Genomic DNA, 18,040 nt, shown 5'->3' on the forward strand with positions numbered 1-18,040 from the left:
GCGTTTTGCCACAGGCTCTGTGACTACCCCTTCCGAGGTACTCCTGTTCCAACCGGAAAATCGTCAGTGAATCAGCAGGTTAGCCAGTGTCACGGGGTCAGTCGCGGAGGGCCTGGAGGGGCCCATGAAGCATTGGAGGTACGCTCTCACCCGTGGTCAGCGGGATCGACGAGGCGCAGAATGAGGCATCGCCCGACCGTCGAGCCGAACATGTCTTCAACCGAAAGCGAGCCGCTCTCCACCCGACATTCGATCGTGTTCAATACGCTGGTGGCCTTCGTGGTGATCATCGGTGTCTCGCTGCTCAGCATGCTTGCCAACCTCTACCTGGCCGACGCCCTGGAAGGCGACGCCGAGGCGATCAATCAGGCCGGCAGTCTGCGCATGCAGGCCTACCGCCTGGCTTTCACTGCCGAACACGGCTCGCAGGCGCTGCTCTATGAGCGCATCGAAATCCTGCAGCAAACGTTGCGCTCCGCCTCGTTGCGCTCGGCCTTGCACCGCCACGGCAGCACCCGTCTGCCGGCTTTGCACGCTGCGGTTTCGCAGCATTGGGAACAAGACATGCGCCCATTGCTTGATGCGCAACCGGCGCGACTGGAGGACTACCGTCGAGAGGCGCCGGCCTTCGTCAGTGAGCTGGACACCTTCGTCCGTACGCTGCAGGAGGCATCGGAAGGCAAGCTCAGCGTTATCCGCGCACTGCAGGCCAGCACTCTGTTCGTCATCGTGCTGATCGCCTTCGTGCTCGTCTACGGCCTGCACAACAACCTGGCCACGCCACTGCGCAGCCTGACCAAGATGGCGCGCGATATCGGCAAGGGCGACTTCAGCGGCCAGGTGCAGATTCCCGGCGATACCGAGCTCAGCCTGCTGGCCCGCACGCTCAACCAGATGAGCCATGAACTGGCCAGCCTCTACGCGCAAATGGAGCAGAAGGTGGATGACAAGACCGCCGCCCTGACCCGCAGCAACGCCACGCTGCAGCTGTTGTTCGACAGCGCCCGGTTGCTCTACAGCAAACCGGACGACCCTACGCAGATGATGGGCGCGCAACTCAACAAGGTGCAGCAGGTCCTCGACACCGGCCCGATATCGCTGTGCCTGAACCGTTCCGCCGAAGCGGGCAGCCACACGGCGATGACTTCGCACGATTTGCAGCCGCCTGAATACTGCCAGCTACCCCAATGCGATGCCTGCCCGGTGAACCAGAGCGGCCGACTACCGAGCGGCGACAAACTGCTGACATTCGAGTTGCGCTCCGGGCCGGATGATCTGGGCTCGCTGCGGGTGGCCTATCGCCCGGGCGAGCCATTGCAGCCCTGGCAGACGCTACCGCTGACGACCCTGGCCGACCTGTTCGCCGCATCGCTGAGCCTGGCTCAATCGGGCCAGAAACAGGCACGCCTGGCACTGATGGAGGAGCGAGCGGTGATCGCCCGTGAACTGCACGATTCACTGGCCCAGGCGCTGGCCGCGCAGAAGCTGCAACTGGCACGGCTGAAGCGTCTGATGCAGAAGCAAAGCGACCAGGCACAACTGGACGACAGCGTGCAGCAGATCGACCAGGGTCTGAACGCGGCTTACCGCCAGCTACGGGAACTGCTCACCACCTTTCGCATCAAGGTCAACGAGCCAGGGCTCAAACCGGCGCTGTATGCAACGATCGAAGAATTCAGCGCCAATTCGGGACTGCAGGTAGAGAGTGACTATCAGCTCGATCACTGCCCGCTCACTCCCAACGAAGAAGTGCACTGCCTGCAGATCGTCCGCGAGGCGCTTAGCAACGTCGTCAAGCATGCCGAGGCGGAGCACTGCTGGCTGAGTCTGACGCAGGACAGCATCGGCACCATCCACGTGAGGATCGAGGACGACGGCATTGGTATCAACCCCGAGGAGCAGCGTGCCGGCCATTACGGCCTGATCATCCTGCGCGAGCGCGCCAACAGCCTGAACGGCACCATCAATATCGGTCGGCGACCCGCCGGAGGCACGCTGGTGTACCTGAGGTTTCCGCCCGCCTACCGCCACATTTCCCCGGAGCCAGGAACATGTCACGCATGAACGAAGGGACTACTGCACGAATCCTGCTGGTCGACGACCACCCCATGATGCGTCGAGGCTTGCGTGACCTGCTGGAACTGGAAAGTGATCTGGAGGTGGTCGGTGAGGCGGGTAACGGCGAGGACGCCATCCACCTCGCGCAACAGACCGAGCCCGATCTCATCCTGATGGACCTCAACATGCCGGGTATCGACGGACTGGAAACCACCCGCCGCATGCGCGATGCCGACATCGACGCACGCATCGTCATGTTTACCGTCTCCGATGAACAAAGCCATGTACTCGAAGCCCTGCGCAACGGTGCTGACGGCTATCTGCTCAAGGACATGGACGCCGAACAACTGGTCGAGCAGATTCGCCTGGCGGCGACGGGCCGTATGGCCTTGAGCCCTGAACTGACCCAGGTGCTCGCCGAAGCGATCCGGGTACGTCCGAAACCCACCGGGCAGGTGCCATTCTCCAGCCTGACCAAGCGCGAAAAAGAGGTCCTGCGCCTGATTGCCAAGGGCCAGAGCAACAAGATGATCGCCCGTAAGCTCGGCATTACCGAAGGCACCGTTAAAGTCCACGTTAAGAATCTGCTGCACAAGCTGGGCTTGCGTTCGCGGGTGGAAGCGGCGGTCTGGGTACTGGAGAACGAGGCCAAGGGCTGAGCCGGATGCGCCCGGTGTGCGCCACGGCTCAGGCTGCAACAACACTCCAGCGCCCTTGATAACCATCAATGCCGTTAGCGCGCAGGGCTCTATCGTCTCGCCACGCCGACTGACCGAACGGTCAGCATCGCGCCCGTCCGGACGTCAGGAGCGCTCCATGTTCAAATTTCCGTTAACCATTGCACTGCTACTCGGCCTGCTTGGCAGCTTCCCCTGCCAAGCAGGCATCAGCGACGCTGAAGCAGTCAACCGAGCCGGCATGCAGCGCATGCTCAGCCAACGCATCGCCAAGACCTACCTGATGATCGGCACCGACACCCGTGTCGACCTCGCCGCCAGTCAGCTCGACAACAGCATTGCCAGCGTCGAGGAGAATGCTCAGTGGCTCGATGAATACGCCGCTGACGGGGATATCCGCAAAGCATTGAACGAGGCAACTGACACCTGGCACCAGTATCGTCAGTTGGCTCTGAGCCGCCCGGACCGCAGCCAATCCGCCGAACTCCTGCGCCTGGCTGACCGCTTCCTCAGCCAGAGCGAAGCGCTGGTCGGGAAAATCGAGCGTCACAGCGGCAATCAGGCGGCCCGTCTGGTCAATCGCAGCGGGCGCCAACGCATGCTCAGTCAGCGCATCGCCATGCTTTACCTGGCCATGAGCTGGAAGCTTCCAGAGCAGCGCTTGCGCAGCGATTTCGATGCTGCAGTCAATGAGTTCGAACAGGGGTTGAATGAGCTGAAGGCGGCGCCGCAGAACACCGCGCAAATCGTCAGCCAGCTCGAAAAGATCGATACCCAATGGCGTTTCGCCCGGGCCGGATTCACCTTGGCGGACGATTCACGCTTCGTGCCGACCGTAATCGTCACCACCAGCGACTCGCTGCTGCGCAAGCTTGAACAATTAACGTTGGATTATGAGCGCCTGGCCGGTAGCGGCCGATGAGTGCACGAGGCAGAGCCCTCCGGTTCAACCGAGAGGCAACGGCGCTTCGTCAGCGCCAATGCGAAGCTGACCTGCTTCCGGCGGCATCGGTCAGGCGAGCGGATCCCCGCGGCGGAACGGCTGCGGTGCCGCATCACCGGACGCAGGCTCTACGGCCGGAGGCGTGTCGCCAAGCTTGAATGGCATCGGTGATTCGCTGACGAGGCGATGGGTGGCAGGCTCAAGGCGCTCAGGCTCTTGCTCCGGACGCTCGCGAATAGCGCGCCAGGCGAGACCGGCAAACACCACAGCCAACACGCGATAGAGCATGGAGGCGAGATCGAAGCCAACCAAGGCGCCGCCATCCAGCCAGAGCGACACCAGCCTCCCCAGCACCAGCGCCGCCATGGTCATCACTAGCATGATCAGGGCTGGCCGGGCTCGCTCCGGTGCACGCGCGGCCCAGATCAGGAACAATGCCAGCCCCAGCTGCAAGCCGCCGTAATAGACACGCATGTGACTGACCGACGCGGTTTCCATCAGCAGCATGCCGTTGAGATTGGCCATCTCGTGAGGCCACAGCCAGTAGGCCAAACTGAGACAGGCCATCACCAATGCCTGCGCGAGCAGAACGAAACGGGCAAAACGCATCGAAAACTCTCCTGACAGCGGCTCCGCACCACGATGGATATCCGACCGGATCGCCCCGTTTTGGTTCGCTCCACGCTTGTTCGCCGACTCCTGTGACATTCGCTCACACCAGCAAACTTGGGTGCCTGCGAGCATGGGGCTATGCTGCGCTCAACCCCGCCGGAGAGACCTTCATGCGTCGTTTATTGCTTGCCACCGCTCTTTTCGCCAGCCTCGCTCAAGCGGCCGAGCCCATCGCCATCGAGGTGCACCGCGACGCCAATTGCGGTTGCTGCAAGGCCTGGATAGAGCATCTGGAAGCCAACGGGTTCGAGGTCGACGACCACGTTGAACCCGACATGGCCGCCGTCAAGACCCGCCTCGGCGTGCCCCATAGCCTGGGTTCCTGCCATACCGGCGTGATCGATGGAAAATTCGTCGAAGGCCACGTCCCGGCTGCCGACATTCTCAAGCTTCGAGCACAGCCCGATCTGATCGGTGCGGCGGTACCCGGCATGCCGATGGGTTCGCCAGGTATGGAAATGGGCGACCGTAAAGACGCGTTCAAAGTAATCGCTGTGAGCGACGAAGGTGAGCAGTCGGTGCTGGCCGAGTACCCGGCAGACTGATGAAACAGACGAAACGTTTGTAGCGCCGCTGAATTTGCTGAGGCTGAGGCCGGTCTGACTCAGGTAAGAACTGACAGAAGGACTCAGGCATGCGTTGGAAGAAGGCTCGTCGCAGTGACAATGTGGTGGACGCTCGCGGCCGAAGCGGAGGCATCGGTGGCGGTCGCCTGACCCTGGCGGGCGTCGCAGTCGTGGTGGTGATCGGCCTGTTGTCCGGTCAGGATCCCATGCAGATTCTCGGTCAGCTGGCCGATCAATCAGGTCCCGCAACGACCCAGCAGAGCAACGCCCCAGCCAACAGTGAGGACCCGCAGGTTGCCTTCGTCCAATCCATCCTGGGCGACACCGAGGACACTTGGCGTGCCTTGTTTCAGCAGTCCGGCCAGCAGTACCGCGACCCGACGCTGGTGCTATTTCGTGGTGGCGTGAACTCGGCCTGTGGCTTCGCCAATTCAGCGGTTGGCCCCTTCTACTGTCCGGGCGACCAGCAGGTGTATCTCGACCTGCAGTTCTTCGACGAGATGGCGTCGCGTTTTTCGGTCGCGGGCGATTTCGCTCAGGCTTATGTGATCGCCCATGAGGTCGGCCACCACGTACAGACACTGTTAGGCGTCTCGCAACAGATGCAGGCTGCCCGTCAGCGCGGCGCGCGCATGGAGGGCGACAATGGCCTTCTGGTGCGCCAGGAATTGCAGGCGGATTGCTTCGCAGGGGTCTGGGCCAACCACGCCCAACAGCGCCATGACTGGCTTGAGGCGGGGGATCTGGAGGAAGCACTGAATGCGGCGAGCGCGATCGGCGACGACCGTTTGCAGCAACAAAGTCAGGGCCGAGTCGTTCCAGATGCCTTCACCCATGGCACCTCTGCGCAACGGGTGAAGTGGTTTCGTATTGGATTCGACAATGGCGACCCGACACGCTGCGATACCTTCCAGACGCAGCGTCTGTAACCCGGATCGCAGTCGCGCCGTTCAGTCGACCCAGCGATAGACAGGTGCATCCGCACCGCTATCGACCTTGACCTGCGCGCAGTGGCGCAAGCGCACCAGCAGACGCTTGCCCATTTGAGCGCTGCCCGCCAGCGCTTGCAGCTCGGCCAACAGCTGAGGCCCGTCCATGTTCCGTGCCGTTCGCAGCAACTGCTGCGCCTCGTGCCAATGAGGGTCAACGGTAGGCTTGTCAGCCAGCTGCGACGGGGCAGCCGTAACCTGTGCAGCGGGCATCTGACGCCCCAACTGCGCCCAATCGTGATCGTCCATATCAATGCTGAGGTCCACCGCTAGATCGCCCACATGGCCGCGAATTCGAATCATCGCCACTCTCCTGAAAAACTAGATCGCATGCTCCCATGGGAGGTGGACACTGGCCAGACGTTACGCACGTTTGTTATAACGTAACCATCAATCATATGGAGATCACCATGCGCCGTCTGCTGCTTGCCCTGCCCTTCGCCTTACTGCCCGGTTTTGCTCTGGCTGCTGAACACGATCACGACCATGCGCACCACGACAGTCTCAGCGCCCACGAGCATGGCGCTGCGGAACTGGATGCGGCGCTGGACGGCTCCACGCTGGAAATCGAGCTGCGCAGCCCGGCGATGAATCTGGTGGGGTTCGAGCACGCGCCGAGCAGCGATGCAGACAAACGCAAGATTGCCGACGCTCGCAAACAGCTGGAACAACCGAACAGCCTGTTTGGCCTGCCTGCAGCAGCTGGCTGCACCCTGACTGAAACTGAGCTCGAAAGTCCGTTATTCGAAGGCGAGGCCCATGACCATGGCGAAGAGCACGAGCACGACGAAGATCATGAAAGCCAGCACAGCGAAATTCACGCGCACTACCGCTTCGATTGCGCCACACCCCAAGCGCTGCAGGCGCTCGATCTGCAAGGCTTGTTCAAGGCGTTCCCCGGCACTCAGAAAATTCAGGCACAGCTGATCGGTCCAAAGGGCCAACGGGGCGCCCAACTCGACGCGGACCAGCCACGCGCGACGTTCTGATCCGATCCCGTCTGCCGCCGCCTGGCCCGACGCAGTAAACTCACCGGCTCGCCTGATACGGATCATCTCGATGACCGCACCGTTGCTCGAACTGCACCAATTGGGTTTTGCCTGGCCGGGCCAGGCAGAGCTGCTCGACATCCCCAGCTTCACGCTGGCGCGCAACCAGAGCCTGTTTCTCAAGGGTCCGTCGGGCAGCGGCAAGACGACCCTGCTCGGACTGATCGGCGGCGTACAGAAAGCGCAACGCGGAACAGTCCAGTTGCTCAGCACCGACCTCGCCGCGCTGTCTGCCGGTGCTCGGGATCGCTTCCGGGTCGATCACACCGGCTACATCTTCCAGCAGTTCAACCTGCTGCCCTTTCTTTCGGTGGCCGAGAACGTCGGCCTGCCCTGCCACTTCTCCAAGACAAGAGCCGAGCGCGCCCGCCAGCGGCACGGCAGCGTTGAGCAAGCGTCGGCAAGCTTGCTCCAGCATCTCGGCATTCCGAAAAGCCTGCTCGATCGGCGTGCCGAAGCGCTGTCGATCGGCCAGCAACAACGCGTCGCCGCGGCGCGTGCACTAATCGGGCAGCCGGAACTGGTGATCGCTGACGAACCCACCTCTGCCCTCGACGCCGATAGTAGAGAAGCTTTTTTGCAGTTGCTGTTTGCCGAATGCGAACAGGCCGGGTCGAGCCTGTTGTTCGTCAGCCACGACCAAAGCCTGGCGCCACTGTTCGACCGCAGCGTCTCATTGGCAGACCTCAATCGCGCCGCTCGCGCCCCGGAGATATAGGCCATGTACCTGTTGCGTCTGGCCTTGGCGAGCCTGAACAACCGCTGTTTCACTGCGCTGCTTACCGTATTCGCCATTGCGCTCTCGGTATGCCTGCTGCTCGCCGTAGAGCGGGTGCGCACCGAAGCCCGCGCCAGCTTTGCCAGCACCATCAGCGGCACCGATCTGATCGTCGGCGCCCGCTCCGGCTCGGTGAATCTGTTGTTGTATTCGGTGTTCCGGATCGGCAATGCCACTAACAATATCCGTTGGGAGAGCTTCGAGCATTTCGCCGAGCATCCCAGAGTCAGCTGGGCCATTCCCATTTCGCTGGGCGATTCTCACCGCGGCTATCGCGTGATGGGCACCAGCAGCGCCTATTTCGACCATTACCGTTACGGTCGCAAGCAGCCGCTGCAACTGGCGCAAGGTCGGCCATTCGCCGAAGACCCGTTTGAAGTGGTGCTGGGCGCCGAAGTGGCCGAGGCACTGAAATACACGCTGGACGACCAGCTGGTGCTGGCGCATGGCGTCGCCACGGTCAGCTTGGTCAAACATGACGATAAGCCCTTTCGTGTAGTTGGCATTCTCAAGCGCACCGGCACGCCGGTGGATCGCACGCTGCATATCAATCTGGCAGGCATGGAGGCGCTGCATATCGACTGGCAGAACGGCATGCCGGCGCGTGGTGCAGCTCGCATTGATGCCGAACAGGCGCGCCAGCTAGACCTACAACCCAAGCAGATCACTGCCTTCATGTTGGGCCTCAACAGCAAGATCGCCACCTTCACGCTGCAGCGCGAAATCAATGGCTATCGTGGCGAGCCGCTGCTGGCGATTCTGCCCGGCGTGGCGCTGCAGGAGCTCTGGAGCCTGATGGGCACCGCTGAACAGGCGCTGTTCGTGGTGTCCTTGTTTGTCGTGCTGACCGGACTGATCGGCATGCTCACCGCCATTCTCACCAGCCTCAACGAGCGGCGCCGGGAGATGGCGATCTTGCGTTCGGTTGGTGCCCGGCCTTGGCATATCGCCGGCCTGCTGGTGGTCGAAGCTTTCAGCCTGGCACTTGCGGGTGCACTGTTCGGGCTCTTGCTGCTGTATATCGCCATTGCGGTCGCGCAGGGGCCGCTGCAAAGTGACTACGGTCTTTATCTGCCGCTGGCGCTGCCAAGCGCCTATGAGTGGTCATTGCTGGCGGGCATACTGCTGGCTGGGCTGTTGATGGGCTGTGTGCCGGCGTGGCGCGCCTATCGGCAGTCGCTGGCCGACGGCCTGTCGATCAGACTATGAGGAATTCCATGTCTCGCCTGCTGCTTGCCACCCTGCTCGCCCTCGCGGCGCCCTTCGCGGTTGCCGATGTTCGTGAGTTGCAATGGTCGGACCTGATCCCGGCAGACGCGCCGCCACCTCCACCGCCTGTAGCGCTTCACGACATGTCGCAACTGGCCGATGCGCTCGCTGCGGAAGCGGGTCCGGCAGCGGCTCAGCAATCGCCGGCCGAGCCGGTCGTCAAAGAGCTAGATGGCGTTCAGGTCAAGCTGCCCGGCTACATTGTGCCGCTGGACATGAGCGAGGATGGGCGGGTGACGGAGTTTCTGCTGGTGCCCTACTTCGGCGCCTGTATTCACGTGCCGCCACCGCCTTCCAACCAGATCGTGCATGCCACCAGCGAGCTTGGCGTAAAGGTGGACGAGCTGTACCAGCCCTTCTGGATCGAAGGCCCGCTAAAAGTCGAACACGCCACCAGCGAACTGGCCGATGCCGGCTATCGCATGGAAGCGCAGAAGATCTACCTCTACGAGCTCGAATAAGGCAGCGGAACCCAGCCTGATCGGCAAGCTGAGCGGCATCGGGCAATACCACTTCTGCTCCCACGCCATTCATGCGGGTGCTGATTGGCTCTGGGATGCCTGCTGTCAACGCACTCCATGTACGAGCTGTAGCGATGCGTGTTATTTGCGCCGAACCGCTCTGCGTCGATCAGCGCTCTATGTCCATAACGCATAAACGCGCGCTAGGCCTGATTGACCCGAAGTTGCTTGGAACCCCTTCTCAAACGGTCCAGACAACCCGATCAACGAGTACTGGCGACCTGGCGCTGCCGCTCGAAGCTGAGCTCGCCTTCGGCCCACTCGCGCCAGGAACGAACCTTGCGCCGTTCGGCGCCTGCGCGCTCGGCCTGTTTCAGCGCATCGAGACCAGCCTGCCAGTGGGCTTGCTCCAGTTCCAACTGAGCAACGTTCAGCCAGAACTTGGCGCTACCGGATTGAGCCGCGAGATCGCGGTAGATCTGCGCCGCTTCCGAACGCTCGCGTGCCTGCCACCAGAGCATGCCCAGACGCTCACGCCGCTTGGCATCGCTGGCTAGAAGGCGTGACTCAAGCATGCCCTGCAGCAGCTTCGCACCTTGCCAGGGCTGGCCAGCGGCACCGGCAAGCAATACCAGATTGTCCAGCTCGGCTTCGCTGAAGCGCAGCCCCTTGGCATGGGCCGCACGCAGGGTTGCCAGCGCCTTGTCCTCATCGCCGGCCATCTGCTGCAAGCCTGCCAACTGCCGCCAGCTCTTGGCTTGATTCGGGTGGCGGGCGAGAAGCCTGCTTTGCCAGCGCTCTGCTGTCTCGTAACGCTTCAGCTCAGCGTTACCGGCTACCAGAAACTGCAACCAGGTGTCGGCCGCGTTGGGGTTGGCCTGGAGATAGCGTTCGGCTAGTGGCAATGCCTTGGCATGCTGCCCGAGCCCCTGATAAGCCTGCACCAACATCTGCAGGACTTCTTCGCTTGCATTGGCGGGTGAGCCCAGCAGGCTGACGACCTTGGCATAGCGGCGTTCGACCAGGTTGAGTTTCGCCAGATTGAGCCGCTCGTTGGGCAGTATCGACTCGTCAAGCTTGCCACTGGCAATTGCCTTGTCGAGCAGTTCCAGCGCTTGGCGATTGTTGCCTTCAGCCCAGGCCAGATAGGCACGGCTGCGCCACAACAGAGCTTCCTCTGCGCTGCCCGGTTTCGCCTCGGCCTGTTTGAGCGCTCGGTGGGCTGCGCCGTAGTCCCCCTTCTCCTGCGCGCTCTGGGCACGTTCCAGCGCTTTGAACACCGAGGGATCGACGCTCTGCGCCGCTTGAGCCGATACAGCAAACAACAACGAGATCAATAACAGCAAACGGGGCATGTCAGCGTTCTCCTTGCAGGCGGAAATGCAGGGTTTTAACGGCTTCGCGCGATACGGCAGAACCGTTTTCGGTACGCGGTGCGAAACGCCAGCGGGAGGCAGCACGACGGGCCTCGCGATCGAACACGTTCGGCGGTGAAGCCTCCATCACGCGAATATTTTCGACCTTACCGGCGGCGGTGATGGTAAACGCGAGCTTGATATGGCCCTCGATACCGCGCTGACGCGCCCGATAGGGATATTCGGGACGCACATCATTGAGCGGCATGACGTCCTGTTCAGGTCCGGATTGCGATGCCGTCTCGTCCGCTGACGGCGCTGCGGGTGCGGGCGGTGCTGCCGGAGCAGAGGCGGCCGTCAGTCCCGCGAGGCTGGGCGCGGGCGCACTTGCAACCGACACACCGGTATCGATGTTCGGCAAGGGCAGATCCAGCTTCGGCAGATTGGCACTCGGAGTGGCCATGCTCGGCGTCGGCGGCGTTGGGGTCTGGGGTGTCTTGGGTTGAGGCGGTTGCGGTGCCTGCTGCCGCGAGCGGGTCGCAGTGCTTTCGTTGCGGTTGTCCATCCGCACGAAATTGGCGATGGCAACCGGGTCGTCGGTCACCTCGCTATGGGGCGGGTTAACCATGCTTAGCATCAACGCAAACAACAGCAACGCCACCACGCAGGCAGCAATGAAGGACAACCCGACGCGGGTCAGTCCACGAACCATCACTGCGCTCCCGAACTGGCGGCCAGGGCGACGTCCTGAACCCCGGCGAGACGTGCCTGGTCCATCACCTGGACCACAAGACCGGTGCGCGCATCCTGATCGGCCTGCACCACTACCGCGCCTTCCGGCTGGTCGACACGCATGCGTTCGACGTGAGCTCTCACGCTGCGGACGTCCACGGCTTGCTTGTCGATCCAGACCTGACCATCGGCCGTCACCGCAATCAGGATGTTGCCTTTGTCCTGCGCGCTGGCGGTGTCAGCCTGTGGCCGCTGAACCTCGACGCCAGACTCCTTGATGAAAGAGCTGGTGACGATAAAAAAGATCAGCATGATGAAGACCACGTCGAGCATCGGCGTCAAGTCGATGCCGGTGTCTTCTTCCTGCTGATAATGATGACGACGCATACGCATCCGTAAATCCTCAATCGTGACGCAGCTGGTCGGCCAGCCGGTCGAGAGCCAAGCGCGAAATACGTTCGAGACGCGCCAGGCTGAACAGTCCAGTAATGGCCAGCACCATGCCGGCCATGGTCGGCAGGGTCGCCTGCCATACGCCCGCTGCCATGCCGCGAGGGTTGCCGGTACCGTTGAGTGCCAATACATCGAACACCGCGATCATGCCGGTCACGGTGCCAAGCAATCCGAGCAACGGATACATTGCCACCATGGTCTTGCTCATCCGCAGCGGGCCGGAAAGCTGTTGCTGCGCCTGAGCGAGCCAGGCACTGCGTACCGCACGCTGCCAGCTGCCAGGTTCGTTGGGCAGCTGACCCCAGGCCTGGCGCCGGGCTTCCACCCAGCGCGGAAACACCCGGCGCATGAACCACAAACGCTCAAAGACCAGCGTCCAATACAGTACGCACAGCGCAGCCAGCGCCCACATCACTGCGCCGCCCGCCGCCATGAAGTCGAGCAGCGCATGACCGCTGTCGACCAGACGCAGCCATTGGCCATGCAGATCAGTCACGACGCGGAGTCCCCGAAAGATGCAGCGCGATCAGGCCAGCACTTTGCTGTTCGAGCAGCTGGATCAGCGCCTTGCTGCGGCTGGCCAGCAGGCTATGCAGGAACAACAGCGGTATCGCCACAACCAGACCCAACACCGTGGTTACCAATGCTTGGGAGATACCGTCAGCCATCAGCCGAGAGTCACCACCGCCACTCTGCGTAATCGCCTGGAAGGTCACGATCATGCCGGTCACCGTACCCAGCAGGCCGAGCAACGGCGCGACGGCGCTAAGCAACTTGAGCAGTGGCTGACCGCGTTCGAGTGGCGGTGTTTCCTGAAGGATCGCCTCGTCGAGCTTGAGCTCAAGCGTCTCGAGATCGGACAGCTGTGGCTTCGGTCCCAACACGCCGATGATGCGCCCAAGCGGGTTGTCGTCACGCGGTTGATTGAGCTCGCGCGTCTGCCGGCTCACTGCTCGCCCAACCCGTGCCAGGTAGACCATGCGCCAGATGGCGAGGATCAGGCCGACGGCACCCAAGGCAAGAATCACCCAGCCGACCAGCCCGCCCTGCTGAACGCGGTCCCACAGTTGCGGCTGACGCTGCAGTTGAGCCAGCAACGAGCCGCGGCTCGGATCGATCGGCAGAGTGGCCAACGCCTCGCTGCTGTCGACATAGTCATTGACCATCCCCATGCCGGCAGGCTGGCGGCCAGGCGTCAGCAATTCGCGGGCGTCGCTGTCGTAGCGAAGGAAATCATCGGCGGTGAACGCCGAGAAGTTACCGACCCGCAGGACCGGCTGAGTGGTGCGCTGCCCGTCGACGCCGACTACCGCCAGCTCGACGCGCTCCACCTGGCCACTGGCCGTAAGGTCTTCAAGCAGGGTCATCCAGAAGCTATCCAGATCCTCAGCTGACGGCAGCGTGCGGCTTTCCGCCAATGCCCGCAGACGCTGCAGGCGCTCCGGGTACTGCGCGTTGAGCAGGCTGTCCTGCCATTGCCCGGCGATGTCACCAGCACTCTGCCGCACCACACCGAATAGTTCTCCAAGGTGACCGACACGCTGCGCCAGCAGCTTTTCCTGCTCGGCCAACGCGGCTTCCTGACGGTCGAATTCTGTCTTCAGACGCTCGGCTTCGGCTTTCTGTTGTTCAAGCGCGGCATTGGCTCGCGCCAGCAGTTGCGCTTGCTCGCTGCGATTCTGGATAAAGGCCTGCTCGCGCGCTTGCATGGCGTCGACTTCCGCGGCGCGTTCGCTGCGAATGCGCTGCAGCAGCTGGTCAGGACTCAACGGTTCGGCAGCCTGAACCATTGCCGGCAACAAGCCGATGAGCAACAACGTCAACAAGCGGCTCATTGCGCAGCCTCCTTGGCCAGGGTTTTGATGGGCAGTTCGAGCCAGGTTGGGGCTTGCTGTTGACGAGCGATGGCAATGGCCTTGGTGATTGGTCGACGCGCGCTGCCATCGAGTACTTCCCAGGCGCGGGTCTGCGGATTCCACCATCCGCTTTCGTGAGCATCCAGCGTCTGGTAATACAGCATGGTCCGCCCCAGGCGCAGGAACTCAACGCTGCGGCTGCCACCTTCGACCGGCAGCTCACCGCGCCAGGCTTCCAGGGTACGTCCGTAATCGCTCTCGATCTGATAGGCCTCGAGGATGCGCCGGTATTTTTCAGCGAGACTGACGTCTGCGCGCGCCTGCATGTCCTGCAGGCTGGCGAGCCGATCGGCGCGCTCGTCGGGGAGGAACGGTAGGTCTGCCGCGATGAACTCCTCGAGCACTTCGATCATCCGCCCCATCTGCGGTGCAACGGCTTCCTGGGTGCGTTCGATGCTGTCCAACTGACGCTGGAATCCATCCAGTTCCTTGCGCTGCGCAGCGGTCAGCTCGACCAGCTGCTCGTTGTAGGCCTTCAAGGCCTCCGCCTGCTGAACGGCGTTGCGGTATTCGGTGAGCATCTGCCGCGTCGCGTCATCGAGTTGCTCGATGCGCGCCTGCGACGCCTTGGCTTCTGCAGCCAGCTGCTGGCTTTCTTCCAGCGCAGCGTCCAGCGGAGCTGCATGGAGCTGCACGCAGCAGGGCAACACGGCGACCGCCAAGAGGCGGGGTATAAGGGCTTGCATTGATGGGTCCTTGCAGACGAAGGTCAGACCAGAAAAGAGAAACATTATCATCTAGATCCGCAAAAGAAGGCAACCCGGGCAATACGTCGCAGCCCGGATAAAGCGGAACGTTTCGTTGAGCTGGATCAAAGTCGGCGGGCCCGCACGCCCTACCATGGCCACCAGTCGCAACACACCATGTCTGGATGGAGTTCCATTATGCGCAAGACCCTGTTTACCGCGTCCGTGCTGGCCGTAGCCCTCGCCTCCCCTTTCGCCCAGGCCCATCAGGCTGGTGACGTGATTGTCCGTGCTGGTGCGATTACTGTTGATCCGCGTGAAGAGACTTCAGGCGTAGCGGTTGACCGTGGAGTCCTAGCCGGGACAGACCTGGGTGGGAAAGCATCGCTCGACAGCGATACCCAGCTGGGCCTGAACTTCGCTTATATGGTCACCGATCACCTCGGAGTCGAGCTGCTGGCCGCTAGCCCGTTCACCCACGACGTCTCAGTGTCCGGTACCGGCCTTGGTGGCATTGCTGACGGCAATCTCGGTGAACTCAAACACTTGCCGCCAACCCTCAGCCTTGTCTATTACCCAATGGCAACCACGTCTGCATTCCAGCCATATGTTGGTGCCGGGGTTAACTACACTTGGTTCTTTGATGAAAGTGTCAGCAGCAACTTCACTGATCGTGGTTATGACAATTTCCGAGTAAAAAACTCGTGGGGATGGGCAGCTCAGGTTGGCATGGACTACATGCTGACAGAACAGGTCATGCTCAACGCGCAGGTCCGTTACATCGATATCGACACCGACGCCTATATTGACCACCCTGGCCTAGGCATTCGTGCAAAGGTCGACGTGGAAGTTGACCCCATGGTTTACATGGTCGGTCTCGGCTACAAGTTCTGAAGCCGTCGGCATTGCCGAATCTCAGACAAGACAAAGGCGCCTCTCGGCGCCTTTTCTATGCCCGCGGATTACGCTACAAACCTAGCAATTTCGCCAGGCCGTCGCGCATTCCGGTCGCAGGCTCAGGTAAACGATAGCGCTGCAGCAGCCGCGTATTGTTAGCTCGCGAATGACGGATATCTCCCTGTCGCGCCGCCTGGTACCTCACCTCGGGCAATCCGCCCAGCACATCGCCAACCGCATCGAGCAGCTGGTTCAAAGAGGTCGCCTGGTTCAAACCAACATTCACAGCCCCCACCTCCACAACAGGCAGCTCTAGCGCCTGCAGCAGCAGCTCTACCAGATCGCCTACGTAGAGGAAATCCCGAGTCTGCTGTCCATCCCCATAAACAGCAATAGGCAATCCCTTCTGTGCCCGCTCGGTAAAAATGCTGATCACACCTGAATAGGGAGAGGATGGATCCTGCCGAGGGCCGTAAATATTGAAGAAGCGGAAGACTGCCGGCTCAAGTCCATGCTGACGCCGGTAGAAATCAAGATAGTGCTCACTGGCCAGCTTGTCCGCCGCATATGGAGTCAAGGGCGCCTTGGGCGTGTCCTCGTCGATGGGCTGGCCTTCGCCATTGTTGCCGTAGATCGCCGCGCTGGAAGCGAAAACAACCCGGCGTACGCCCGTCTCGCGCATGGCCTCACACAAATTCAGCGTACCGACCAGATTGCTCTGGTGCGTGCCAACCGGGTCATCGACCGAAGCCTGTACCGACGCCACCGCGGCAAGGTGCACAACGGCGCGACAGCCCTGAACTGCGCTGCGCATGGCTTGTGCATCCGCCACATCCCCCACAATCAGCTCAACGCTCGGATCGTCCGGTAAATTGCTGCGTTTTCCGGTGGACAGGTTGTCCAGCACCCTAACAGGGTAGCCTCGCGCGACAAGCGCATCGATAAGGTTGGAGCCAATGAAACCGGCGCCACCGGTAACCAGAATCGGTAAGTCAGCCATGTCGATAGTAGCGCTCCAGCAGGCTCGGCAGCCCAGTGCGCCAGGCGCGCGGCTTGATGCCGAAAGTATTGAATATCTTCTTGCACGCCAGCACGCCATGCTGCGGCTCGTCCGCTGCATCCGAGCAGGCGGCGTGTGCGATGGGAGTCAGGCTCGCAACCGCCAGCTGGCGATGGTTAGCCGCTTCGGCCAGAAGCGCTTGGCCAACCACCAACGGGGTTGACGCCTCGTGCCCACCATAGTGATAGGTGCCCCACAACGGCGCCTCGCAATCGAGCTGCTTCAACACAGCCAGAATGACCCGCGCAGCATCTTCAACGGGCGTGGGGTTGCCTCGACGATCATCAGCGAGACACAGCTCGTCGTTCTGCTCAAGACGCTGAAGGAACCGACCCAGCAAGCCCTCTGAGCTATCGTCGAGCAACCAACCAAACCGTAGCAAAACGTGCCGAGGGCAAAGCGAACGCACACTCTGCTCCACACGCCAAAGGGCGCAGCTGCGAGCGTCTAACGGCGCGACCTCGTCTTTCTCACTGTAGGAGGTGGTTCTGGCTCCATCAAAGACGCGGTAGCTGGAAGGCTGCATCAGTACAAACTGATGATGCTGGCCCAGCTCGGCCAGGCGCTCGACTGCGCGCTCTTGACTGGCGAGCACCGCTTCATCGACACGCCCACTCTGGAACCAGTCGAAGTAATAGGCGAGGTTGATCACGATATCCGGGCGGTTATCGTCGAGCAAAGTAGTCAGACTTGGCGCATCCCAGCCCTGGCTGGGCGGGCGTGGCGCGAGGAAGCCGATGTCCTCCTCGGCACCCAGGCGGATAAGCGCCTGACCCAGGGCATTACCGCCGCCCAACAGCATCAGGCGCATTCGCATGGAGTGAACTCTAGAACGGGATATCGTCGTCGAAGCTGTCGTAGTCCGGGGCCGGCTGCTGGGCAGGCTGCGGCTGAGACTGCGGGCGCGATTGTTGTTGCTGTTGCGGCTGGGAATCACGCTGGGGGCGTGGCTGAGACTGACGAGGCGCATCGTCGGAGCTGCCACCACGGCCGCCGAGCAGCTGCATGGTGCCGCCCATGTCTACTACCACCTCGGTGGTGTAGCGCTTGACGCCATCCTTTTCCCACTCTCGGGTTTGCAGGCGACCCTCGATATAACACTGCGAGCCCTTGCGCAGATACTCGCCAGCAATCTCGGCAACCTTGCCGAACAGCACGACACGATGCCACTCGGTGCGCTCCTGCTGCTGGCCAGTCTGCTTGTCTTTCCAGCTGTCGGTGGTGGCCAGCGTGATATTGGTCACCGCATTGCCATTGGGCATGTAGCGGGTTTCCGGGTCGCCGCCGACATTGCCGATCAAGATGACTTTATTCACCCCTCTGGCCATGGGTAACTCCTTTGCTGAAACATGAATGTAGTTGGCTGAAATCCTCGCAATCGGGAAACAACCAATGACCGGCAATCTTACCCTACCGCCGGAGGTCGGCCAACCGGCGCGACCGGACGATGCCCAAAGCCTCAAGTTTGTCGACGGGCAA

Annotated in this window: 20 protein-coding genes and 1 pseudogene; 10 read left to right on the forward strand and 11 right to left on the reverse strand. The window is 61.8% G+C overall.

Translation table 11 applies throughout. The features are described from left to right. Window positions 1-124 precede the first annotated feature (124 nt). The 3 genes and pseudogenes from ACQKIK_RS06015 (at window position 125) to ACQKIK_RS06025 (ending at window position 3,657) form a co-directional block, all read left to right on the forward strand. Window positions 125-2,131 (forward strand): annotated as a pseudogene (locus tag ACQKIK_RS06015) (ATP-binding protein). After that, window positions 2,109-2,717 (forward strand): two-component system response regulator NarL, encoded by a 609-nt coding sequence (gene narL, locus ACQKIK_RS06020; protein ID WP_231108059.1) that lies wholly within the window; start codon window positions 2,109-2,111, stop codon window positions 2,715-2,717. Before ACQKIK_RS06015 ends, narL begins: the two are co-directional and overlap by 23 nt. Window positions 2,718-2,874: 157 nt before the next feature. Beyond that, window positions 2,875-3,657, forward strand: coding sequence for a type IV pili methyl-accepting chemotaxis transducer N-terminal domain-containing protein (locus ACQKIK_RS06025; protein ID WP_499135105.1), 783 nt, complete (start codon window positions 2,875-2,877; stop codon window positions 3,655-3,657). A 90-nt stretch (window positions 3,658-3,747) separates the two neighbouring features. On the opposite strand, the gene ACQKIK_RS06030 is transcribed toward ACQKIK_RS06025, so the two are convergent. Then, window positions 3,748-4,287, reverse strand: a complete 540-nt coding sequence (locus ACQKIK_RS06030) for a DUF4345 domain-containing protein (protein ID WP_499135107.1) — start codon at window positions 4,285-4,287, stop codon at window positions 3,748-3,750. A gap of 173 nt (window positions 4,288-4,460) precedes the next feature. Between ACQKIK_RS06030 and ACQKIK_RS06035 the strand changes: the two genes are divergently transcribed. Further along, window positions 4,461-4,895, forward strand: coding sequence for a DUF411 domain-containing protein (locus tag ACQKIK_RS06035; protein ID WP_046163939.1), 435 nt, complete (start codon window positions 4,461-4,463; stop codon window positions 4,893-4,895). Window positions 4,896-4,984: 89 nt separating this feature from the next. Continuing rightward, the gene (gene ypfJ / locus ACQKIK_RS06040; RefSeq protein WP_499135109.1) at window positions 4,985-5,845 is read left to right on the forward strand and encodes a KPN_02809 family neutral zinc metallopeptidase; all 861 of its coding nucleotides are present in this window, start codon (window positions 4,985-4,987) and stop codon (window positions 5,843-5,845) included. Window positions 5,846-5,866: 21 nt separating this feature from the next. Here ypfJ and ACQKIK_RS06045 read toward each other — a convergent pair whose 3' ends face one another. After that, window positions 5,867-6,208 (reverse strand): hypothetical protein, encoded by a 342-nt coding sequence (locus ACQKIK_RS06045; protein WP_463288144.1) that lies wholly within the window; start codon window positions 6,206-6,208, stop codon window positions 5,867-5,869. A 107-nt stretch (window positions 6,209-6,315) separates the two neighbouring features. Between ACQKIK_RS06045 and ACQKIK_RS06050 the strand changes: the two genes are divergently transcribed. The 4 genes from ACQKIK_RS06050 to ACQKIK_RS06065 all read left to right on the forward strand — a co-directional run bounded on the left by ACQKIK_RS06050 (window position 6,316) and on the right by ACQKIK_RS06065 (window position 9,462). Further along, entirely contained in the window at window positions 6,316-6,894 is a 579-nt protein-coding gene (locus ACQKIK_RS06050) for a DUF2796 domain-containing protein (protein WP_499135111.1), read from the forward strand. 70 nt (window positions 6,895-6,964) lie between these two features. Further along, window positions 6,965-7,672 carry an ABC transporter ATP-binding protein gene (locus tag ACQKIK_RS06055; protein ID WP_499135112.1) on the forward strand — a complete coding sequence of 236 codons (708 nt, stop codon included), beginning with the start codon at window positions 6,965-6,967 and terminating at the stop codon, window positions 7,670-7,672. 3 nt (window positions 7,673-7,675) lie between these two features. Next, a complete protein-coding gene (locus ACQKIK_RS06060) occupies window positions 7,676-8,941 on the forward strand; it encodes an ABC transporter permease (RefSeq protein WP_499135113.1) in 1,266 nt (421 codons plus the stop codon). Between the two features lie 8 nt (window positions 8,942-8,949). After that, entirely contained in the window at window positions 8,950-9,462 is a 513-nt protein-coding gene (locus ACQKIK_RS06065) for a DUF3299 domain-containing protein (protein ID WP_045430516.1), read from the forward strand. Between the two features lie 263 nt (window positions 9,463-9,725). On the opposite strand, the gene ACQKIK_RS06070 is transcribed toward ACQKIK_RS06065, so the two are convergent. From ACQKIK_RS06070 to ACQKIK_RS06095, 6 genes are read right to left on the reverse strand one after another with little or no spacing between them, the layout of a single operon-like run. Then, the gene (locus ACQKIK_RS06070; protein WP_499135115.1) at window positions 9,726-10,817 is read right to left on the reverse strand and encodes a tetratricopeptide repeat protein; all 1,092 of its coding nucleotides are present in this window, start codon (window positions 10,815-10,817) and stop codon (window positions 9,726-9,728) included. Window position 10,818: 1 nt separating this feature from the next. Then, window positions 10,819-11,529: an energy transducer TonB gene (locus tag ACQKIK_RS06075; RefSeq protein WP_499135117.1), complete on the reverse strand. Its 711-nt coding sequence runs from the start codon at window positions 11,527-11,529 to the stop codon at window positions 10,819-10,821. Then, window positions 11,529-11,942, reverse strand: a complete 414-nt coding sequence (locus ACQKIK_RS06080) for an ExbD/TolR family protein (RefSeq protein WP_045430526.1) — start codon at window positions 11,940-11,942, stop codon at window positions 11,529-11,531. The genes ACQKIK_RS06075 and ACQKIK_RS06080 overlap by 1 nt, the downstream gene beginning before the upstream one ends. 10 nt (window positions 11,943-11,952) lie before the next feature. Continuing rightward, window positions 11,953-12,498 carry a MotA/TolQ/ExbB proton channel family protein gene (locus ACQKIK_RS06085; protein ID WP_046163948.1) on the reverse strand — a complete coding sequence of 182 codons (546 nt, stop codon included), beginning with the start codon at window positions 12,496-12,498 and terminating at the stop codon, window positions 11,953-11,955. Further along, entirely contained in the window at window positions 12,491-13,837 is a 1,347-nt protein-coding gene (locus tag ACQKIK_RS06090) for a MotA/TolQ/ExbB proton channel family protein (RefSeq protein WP_499135118.1), read from the reverse strand. The genes ACQKIK_RS06085 and ACQKIK_RS06090 overlap by 8 nt, the downstream gene beginning before the upstream one ends. Continuing rightward, complete coding sequence (locus ACQKIK_RS06095) at window positions 13,834-14,604, reverse strand: DUF3450 domain-containing protein (protein ID WP_064481388.1); 771 nt, start codon at window positions 14,602-14,604, stop codon at window positions 13,834-13,836. The genes ACQKIK_RS06090 and ACQKIK_RS06095 overlap by 4 nt, the downstream gene beginning before the upstream one ends. A gap of 198 nt (window positions 14,605-14,802) precedes the next feature. Here ACQKIK_RS06095 and ACQKIK_RS06100 point away from each other — a divergent pair, with 198 nt between their 5' ends. Further along, complete coding sequence (locus tag ACQKIK_RS06100; RefSeq protein WP_499135119.1) at window positions 14,803-15,498, forward strand: OmpW/AlkL family protein; 696 nt, start codon at window positions 14,803-14,805, stop codon at window positions 15,496-15,498. 73 nt (window positions 15,499-15,571) lie between these two features. On the opposite strand, the gene ACQKIK_RS06105 is transcribed toward ACQKIK_RS06100, so the two are convergent. The 3 genes from ACQKIK_RS06105 to ACQKIK_RS06115 are packed head-to-tail and all read right to left on the reverse strand — an operon-like array spanning window position 15,572 to window position 17,889. Beyond that, a complete protein-coding gene (locus tag ACQKIK_RS06105; RefSeq protein ID WP_241530165.1) occupies window positions 15,572-16,501 on the reverse strand; it encodes an NAD-dependent epimerase/dehydratase family protein in 930 nt (309 codons plus the stop codon). Beyond that, window positions 16,494-17,378 (reverse strand): sugar nucleotide-binding protein, encoded by an 885-nt coding sequence (locus tag ACQKIK_RS06110; RefSeq protein WP_499135120.1) that lies wholly within the window; start codon window positions 17,376-17,378, stop codon window positions 16,494-16,496. Before ACQKIK_RS06110 ends, ACQKIK_RS06105 begins: the two co-directional genes overlap by 8 nt. 10 nt (window positions 17,379-17,388) lie before the next feature. Then, on the reverse strand, window positions 17,389-17,889 hold the full coding sequence (locus ACQKIK_RS06115; RefSeq protein WP_045430547.1) for a single-stranded DNA-binding protein: 501 nt from the start codon (window positions 17,887-17,889) through the stop codon (window positions 17,389-17,391). Window positions 17,890-18,040 lie beyond the last annotated feature (151 nt).

It is taken from the genome of Pseudomonas sp. NPDC047961 (assembly GCF_050272435.1).
Taxonomy (GTDB): Bacteria; Pseudomonadota; Gammaproteobacteria; order Pseudomonadales; family Pseudomonadaceae; genus Stutzerimonas.

Coding starts and splice junctions, on each gene's coding strand:
- narL (WP_231108059.1), top strand. CDS start 2,109: ATGATGCGTCGAGGCTTGCGTGACCTGCTGGAACTGGAAAGTGATCTG.
- ACQKIK_RS06025 (WP_499135105.1), top strand. CDS start 2,875: ATGTTCAAATTTCCGTTAACCATTGCACTGCTACTCGGCCTGCTTGGC.
- ACQKIK_RS06030 (WP_499135107.1), bottom strand. CDS start 4,287: ATGCGTTTTGCCCGTTTCGTTCTGCTCGCGCAGGCATTGGTGATGGCC.
- ACQKIK_RS06035 (WP_046163939.1), top strand. CDS start 4,461: ATGCGTCGTTTATTGCTTGCCACCGCTCTTTTCGCCAGCCTCGCTCAA.
- ypfJ (WP_499135109.1), top strand. CDS start 4,985: ATGCGTTGGAAGAAGGCTCGTCGCAGTGACAATGTGGTGGACGCTCGC.
- ACQKIK_RS06045 (WP_463288144.1), bottom strand. CDS start 6,208: ATGATTCGAATTCGCGGCCATGTGGGCGATCTAGCGGTGGACCTCAGC.
- ACQKIK_RS06050 (WP_499135111.1), top strand. CDS start 6,316: ATGCGCCGTCTGCTGCTTGCCCTGCCCTTCGCCTTACTGCCCGGTTTT.
- ACQKIK_RS06055 (WP_499135112.1), top strand. CDS start 6,965: ATGACCGCACCGTTGCTCGAACTGCACCAATTGGGTTTTGCCTGGCCG.
- ACQKIK_RS06060 (WP_499135113.1), top strand. CDS start 7,676: ATGTACCTGTTGCGTCTGGCCTTGGCGAGCCTGAACAACCGCTGTTTC.
- ACQKIK_RS06065 (WP_045430516.1), top strand. CDS start 8,950: ATGTCTCGCCTGCTGCTTGCCACCCTGCTCGCCCTCGCGGCGCCCTTC.
- ACQKIK_RS06070 (WP_499135115.1), bottom strand. CDS start 10,817: ATGCCCCGTTTGCTGTTATTGATCTCGTTGTTGTTTGCTGTATCGGCT.
- ACQKIK_RS06075 (WP_499135117.1), bottom strand. CDS start 11,529: ATGGTTCGTGGACTGACCCGCGTCGGGTTGTCCTTCATTGCTGCCTGC.
- ACQKIK_RS06080 (WP_045430526.1), bottom strand. CDS start 11,942: ATGCGTATGCGTCGTCATCATTATCAGCAGGAAGAAGACACCGGCATC.
- ACQKIK_RS06090 (WP_499135118.1), bottom strand. CDS start 13,837: ATGAGCCGCTTGTTGACGTTGTTGCTCATCGGCTTGTTGCCGGCAATG.
- ACQKIK_RS06095 (WP_064481388.1), bottom strand. CDS start 14,604: ATGCAAGCCCTTATACCCCGCCTCTTGGCGGTCGCCGTGTTGCCCTGC.
- ACQKIK_RS06100 (WP_499135119.1), top strand. CDS start 14,803: ATGCGCAAGACCCTGTTTACCGCGTCCGTGCTGGCCGTAGCCCTCGCC.
- ACQKIK_RS06105 (WP_241530165.1), bottom strand. CDS start 16,501: ATGGCTGACTTACCGATTCTGGTTACCGGTGGCGCCGGTTTCATTGGC.
- ACQKIK_RS06110 (WP_499135120.1), bottom strand. CDS start 17,378: ATGCGAATGCGCCTGATGCTGTTGGGCGGCGGTAATGCCCTGGGTCAG.
- ACQKIK_RS06115 (WP_045430547.1), bottom strand. CDS start 17,889: ATGGCCAGAGGGGTGAATAAAGTCATCTTGATCGGCAATGTCGGCGGC.